Genomic DNA, 5716 nt, shown 5'->3' on the forward strand with positions numbered 1-5716 from the left:
TTTACGTGGGAAAGTAGGCCGATGCCAAGGTTATCTTTGGAAAGGCTCCTTTTCAGGAGCCTTTCGTCGTTTAAAGCCCTGCGGGCTGCGCATCCCTGCGCCGCCTGCGGGGCTTTTTGTTTTTCTCTCCCCGATGAAACCGGTCTGGAAATCACACGGGCGGTACTGCCGAAACATGTCGGCATGTTCCGGCGTTTTCCTGCGCGGCAAAACGCGGTGGAGAAAGGCCGAAGGGGTCGTATGCTCCGTGGGGAAAGCGTGCACGGCCTTGGGGGACGGCGGCTCCGGTTGCCGGAACCCGGGGGGGGCGGACACGGCGCGTTTGTGCGGGGGAGGGGGAAGTTTGTCGGAACCCCGGGGCGGGAGCCTGTGAACTCTGTACGCCAGGGGGGGGCAGGTGCAGAGGGCGGCTTTGAGCTGCATCCGGTTCGTGCGGCGCGGGGCCTCGTTGCAGGAGAGGCGTTTTCCCCCGGCGTCTGCGGCAAGGAAGAGGGGGTTCCCTTGAAGAGGTGACGCCCCGGTCAAATTATCCACCAGACACAGACTTTCACGAAGCAGTCGAAGCACGGGGGAAGAAGCTGGGGGAAAAGGCTTTCCCCATGTTCTTCTGTCTTTCGGGGCCTTGTCCGCCCCTCTGAGGCCTTTTGTCAGAGAAGCGTATCCCTTCCCCGTTTTTTGCTCATCGTGCCGGAAAAGCGGTGTGAGGGCTTTTCTTTGCTGCGGCATCGGGAAATGTGGATGCTGGATCATTTGAGGGGAACGTTACAGAAAGAAGGTATGCGGTTTTTTAAATTAACGCAGCAGAACATCCGGGAATTTCAGGGTATGTTGAAGAGCTGCGCCGGCAGGAGAAGACGAAGCAGAGGCGATATCTTTGTGTCAGTATGACCATCGCCAAAGTGAGCAATCGTTGCAGGAGTATGGCAACGAGCGTCCTTCAGAAGAACCTGGGGAATACTCTGAAGGACGCTGCGTCTGGCAGGGGAAATGTTCCAGATGTCGGAAGATGTTTTTCAGGAATGTTAACTGGTCTGTTCTGTCAGCTTCTTTTGTACATAGAAGAAAAAATAACAACCACTTATGATGGAAGCTGTCAAATCGCTGACAGGTTCTGCCATGATGACTGCCATGACTTTGTTTTCGCAGAAGAAGGGGAAGATATAGATAAGAGGTATCAGCAGTATTCCTTTTCTGATAAAAGCGAAAATAAAGGACAGCTTGCCGTCTCCCAGGGCAGTATATGTATCCTGACTTATGGCGGAGAAGCCAAGTAAAAATCCTCCCAGCATATAGATCTGAAGCATGGAAGAGCTTCTTTCCATCAAAAGCGGATCAGTGGTGAACATTCCGGTAAAAATCTGGGGAAAACAGACGATACAGAGGGTTCCGACGATGGAATAGCATATTGTCGCCTTTCCTGCCAGAATGATGGTTTTTTTTACTCTCTGGTAGTTGCCCGCCCCGTAGTTGAAACTGAGAATAGGCTGTGCTCCCTGACATATCCCCAGCATGGGGAGAAAGAGCAGTTGAAAAACGGAAGAGAGAATAGTCATGGAGCCTATGGTGATATCGCCGCCGAACCGTGCAAGCTGTGTGTTGAAACACAGCAGCAATATCCCTTCCGTAGATACCATGAAGGCTGGAGCTGCACCGAGTGTCAGAATACGGATCAAGGTATCTTTATGAGGAAAAATAAATATACCGCGCAGATGCAGCATGGCATCCGGTCCACGCTGAAAGCGCAGTGCCCATAAAAAGGATACGATCTGTGAAAGAACCGTTGCTATTGCTGCGCCGCGGATTCCCTGATCCAGCAGAAAGATGAATATGGGATCAAGAATGATATTGACGATACCTCCTATAAGGGGAATCAACATGCCTGTTTTGGTAAAACCCTGTGTATTGATGAAGTGGGTCATGCCCAGGCTGCTTTGAAAGAAGAATGTACCGAGACTGTAGATGCGCAGGTAGTCTCTTGCGTAGGGCAGGGTGGCTTCGCTGGCACCGAAGAGCAGAAGTAACGGGTCGCAGAACAGCTGAATGCCTAAGGTGATGATAAAGGATGTGCAGGCAAGAGCTACGAGACTGTTGGTCATGATCTTGTCGGCATCATGCTGTTCGCCAGCACCGAGGTGAATGCCGCTGAGAGGCGCTCCGCCTCTCCCGAAAAGATTGGTAATGGCTAGGATGACGATGGTGATGGGGGAGCATAAACCTACTGCGGTCATGGCTGCTACGCCGTCGTCCATGTGCCCGATATAGATACGGTCGATGAGACTGTAGGCAAGTGTAATGAACTGCGCCAGTGTCGTGGGGATGGCCAGAGAAAGCAGCAAAGGGCCGATTCTGGCGTCGGCTAGTGCGTTTGCCATAATGGATTCCTGCCGTACAAAAACATCCGTCGTCGGGATTGATGAACTGATGGGTCGCTCTAAAGGAAAGCCGCCTGAACGCGGCGGCTTTCCTTTAGGGATTACATGCTCCAGGTCGGGAAAAGTGAGACTGCCGGTACATAGGTGATGAGGAAGAAGAGTACCAGCATTCCGAAAAGCATACCCAGAGCCGCTTTTGCGATGGTTTCCACCTTGAGGTCGCAAATCGCGCTGGCAACGAACAGGTTGTTGCCCACGGGCGGAGTGACGAAGCCTACCGCCGTGCCGAAGACCAGAACGACGCCGAAGTGCAGAGGATCAATCCCCATACGGATGAGTACGGGAACCAGAATGGGCGTAAGGATAATCGTTGCGGAAGCGGGTTCCATGAACATGCCTACGATAAGCAGCAGGCCTATCATAAGCAGCAGGAAGACGCTTCTGCTGTCCGTCAGCGAAGACAGGTATTCCGCAATGTCGTTGGGCACCTGTTCCAGGGCGAGGATATAGCTGAAGATACTGGCTATGGCGACCAGAATGAGAATGATGCTTGCCGTAGAGCAGCAGTCGCACAGGACCTGGACAATATTTTTGAAGGTGATCTGACGGTAAATGAAGACACCCACAAAAAGGCCGTAAGCAGTGGCCACAGCGGCGGATTCGGTGGGAGTCATGATACCGCAGTAAATACCGCCGAGAATGATGACGGGGATCATGAGAGCCCATTTCGCCTCCCATGATGCCTGGAGCAGGCGTTTCATGCTGAAGCCGTCCTGACTGCCCTTCCAGCCTTTTTTACGGGCAAGAACATAGCTGTAGACCATGAGCATACCGCCGAGAAGCAGACCGGGCACGATACCTGCCATAAAGAGCTTGCCTATGGAAACCTGGGCAAGAACACCATACATGACGAAAGGGTTGCTCGGCGGGATGAGAATGCCGATGGAGCCTGCACAGGCTACCAGCGCTGCGGCAAAACCCTTGTCATAGCCGCGTTCCACCATGGCGGGTACGGCAATGGCTCCGATGGCCGCTACGGTGGCCGGACCGGAGCCGGAAATGGCGGCAAAGAACATGCAGCCGACAACGGCGGCGAGAGCTATGCCGCCGTGGATGTGGCCGACCATGGCTTCAGCCACATGAATAAGCTGGCGTGAAAGGCCGCCGGCCCCCATGAGCATACCTGCGGTGATAAAGAAAAAGACACCGAGAAGAGGAACATTATCCAGTGCAACGAAGGATATCTGCGCTACGGTGCCGACAGGGACGCTGTCGCTGGCGATAATGCTTATGATGGTGGATAAACCGAGGCTGATGGCGATGGGAACACCAACAAGCATGAACACGATAAGGGCAATGAGAAGGATAGTCATGGTGCCGAGTTCGAAGTCCAGAAACAGCGTCCCGGTAAACGCGACAAAGAGCACCGTTCCGATGAAGGAATTCATCATGCCGGCCCTGTATATCTGTTCAATCATATTTTGGAGCAGGCGTATGGAGGTTATGATGAAACCTATGGGCAGAACGCAGTAGGGAATGGCGTAGGATATGTCGAGTCCGGCTGTATACTTGGGGAAGACTATGTTGCTGTAAACGAGTTCACCGGTCAGATAGACCATGAAAAGGGCAAAAGCGAGGAAGGCACATTCGGAAAAGGCCCAAAGGATGTTCTTGCCTCGTTCGGAAAACCTGTCGAACAGCACGGTGATCCTGATGTTTTCTCTTTGCCTTGTCGCCCAAGGCAGCGCAAAGTAGGCACACCAGATGTAACAGAACAGAGCGAGTTCCTCACAGGCCGCAGTATCGCCGGTCATGCCGAGTTTGGCGATGATGTAGCGGAATATCGTCTGGTAAACGATGAGAAAAGTGGCGGCCAGCATACCGACAACCTGCACGGGCTTTTCCACCCATGCAAGCCAGGTGTCTATTTTTGCGGAAAAAGAAAGAAAGGCGTTTCCCTGCGTGCTTCCAAGTTCTGCAGACATAACACATGATCCTTGTATGAAAAATGGAGGAGTACAGGACATAGGGTGCCGCAACAGCAAATTCTGCTGCGGCACCTTGGGATGAGAGCTATTTCTGCGCGTCGAGCATCAGCTGGAGCAGCTTGGCGTCATATTCGCCTTCCAGTTCCTTCCAGACGCTCTGGGACAGCCGACGAAGTTCCGCCTTGTCTTCGTCGCTGAGGTAGTAGATGTTTACACCGTGCGCCTTGCAGTATTCCTCCCCTTTCTGCTGATAGTCGGCCAGGAATGCGGGCAGGGCTTCCTGGGCCTTCTTGCCGCCGTCCATGAGGATTTTCTGTATATCCGGGGGAAGGCTGTCGAAACGCTTTTTGTTCATGACTTCGAATTCAAAGTTGTAGCTGTGATTGGTCATGATGATGTGCTTTTCCACTTCGTCGCGACGGAAGGGAGGGTAGGAACCGATGGCCAGAAGCTCGCCGTCCACAGTGCCCTGCTGCAGTCCGGTGTAGGTTTCACCGAAGGGCAGGGTGGACGGTATGATCCCCATGACCTTGGCGCTGGCTATTTCCGTAGGAGAGTTGGGAACACGCATCTTCATCCCTTTAAGAGACGCAAGCGTGGGGACAGGTTTTGTGCAGGCAAAAGATCTGATGGGTGTATCCGTGATCCACAGAAGCTTGAGTCCTATTTTTTCCATCTGTTCGTTGAGGTAGGCACGGAGTTCGCCTTCGAAAAGTCCCTTGCGGAAGGAATCAATCTTTTCGGGATCAACAACGAAGGGCAGGCCGACAGCGGCAGACCCTTTCCACAATGAAGGCATAACGGCGGCCGCTACCTGGGCGATGTCCAGCGTGCCTCTCTGGGCAGACTCGCCCATGACACGGCCGTTGCCCAGAATTTCGTTGGGAAAGATTTTGATTTCAATGGCACCGTTGGAAGCTTTTTCCACATAGTCTTTGAAGACAAGGTAGGGCAGTTCCATTTCCGATCCGGGAGTACCGCTGTTTCCTGCCCGCAGAACATACTGTGCCTTGGCCTGGGCAAGGGAAATGCTTCCGCATATGACGAGGGCTCCGGCCAGAAGCATGCTCAGAATGTGTTTCGCTTTCATAATGTCTCCTTTGTTTTTGGGGTGGACGATATGGACTTGTTCTGGAAACAGGTTATCTCTGCGAGATCATCCGTGTTCCCAGGATATTTCCAGCATGTTCCCGGAGCTGTTCCACGCAACCTTCGGCAAGGCGCACTTCTCCTAGGCTCAGGACTCATTACTTGCCAAAAGGATAAGAAGTTCTTATTGTCGGCATAGGGAGGATGCCATGAAGGAACTTTTTTATCTTTCTCATGAACAGATTGCTCGTATCAAACGCTACTTTC

Annotated in this window: 4 protein-coding genes; all 4 read right to left on the reverse strand. The window is 52.9% G+C overall.

The window, feature by feature from the left end:
* Positions 1-185 (reverse strand): hypothetical protein (locus CZ345_RS17140; RefSeq protein ID WP_204224169.1); only part of this gene is annotated, 185 nt, incomplete at its 3' end.
* Between the two features lie 837 nt (positions 186-1022).
* The gene (locus tag CZ345_RS00155) at positions 1023-2372 is read right to left on the reverse strand and encodes an MATE family efflux transporter (protein ID WP_077071189.1); all 1350 of its coding nucleotides are present in this window, start codon (positions 2370-2372) and stop codon (positions 1023-1025) included.
* A 101-nt stretch (positions 2373-2473) separates the two neighbouring features.
* On the reverse strand, positions 2474-4357 hold the full coding sequence (locus CZ345_RS00160) for a TRAP transporter large permease (RefSeq protein ID WP_083717021.1): 1884 nt from the start codon (positions 4355-4357) through the stop codon (positions 2474-2476).
* Positions 4358-4445: 88 nt separating this feature from the next.
* Positions 4446-5450, reverse strand: coding sequence for a TRAP transporter substrate-binding protein (locus tag CZ345_RS00165; protein WP_077071190.1), 1005 nt, complete (start codon positions 5448-5450; stop codon positions 4446-4448).
* Between the last annotated feature and the right edge of the window lie 266 nt (positions 5451-5716).

This window comes from Mailhella massiliensis (assembly GCF_900155525.1).
In the GTDB taxonomy this organism is placed as follows: domain Bacteria; phylum Desulfobacterota; class Desulfovibrionia; order Desulfovibrionales; family Desulfovibrionaceae; genus Mailhella; species Mailhella massiliensis.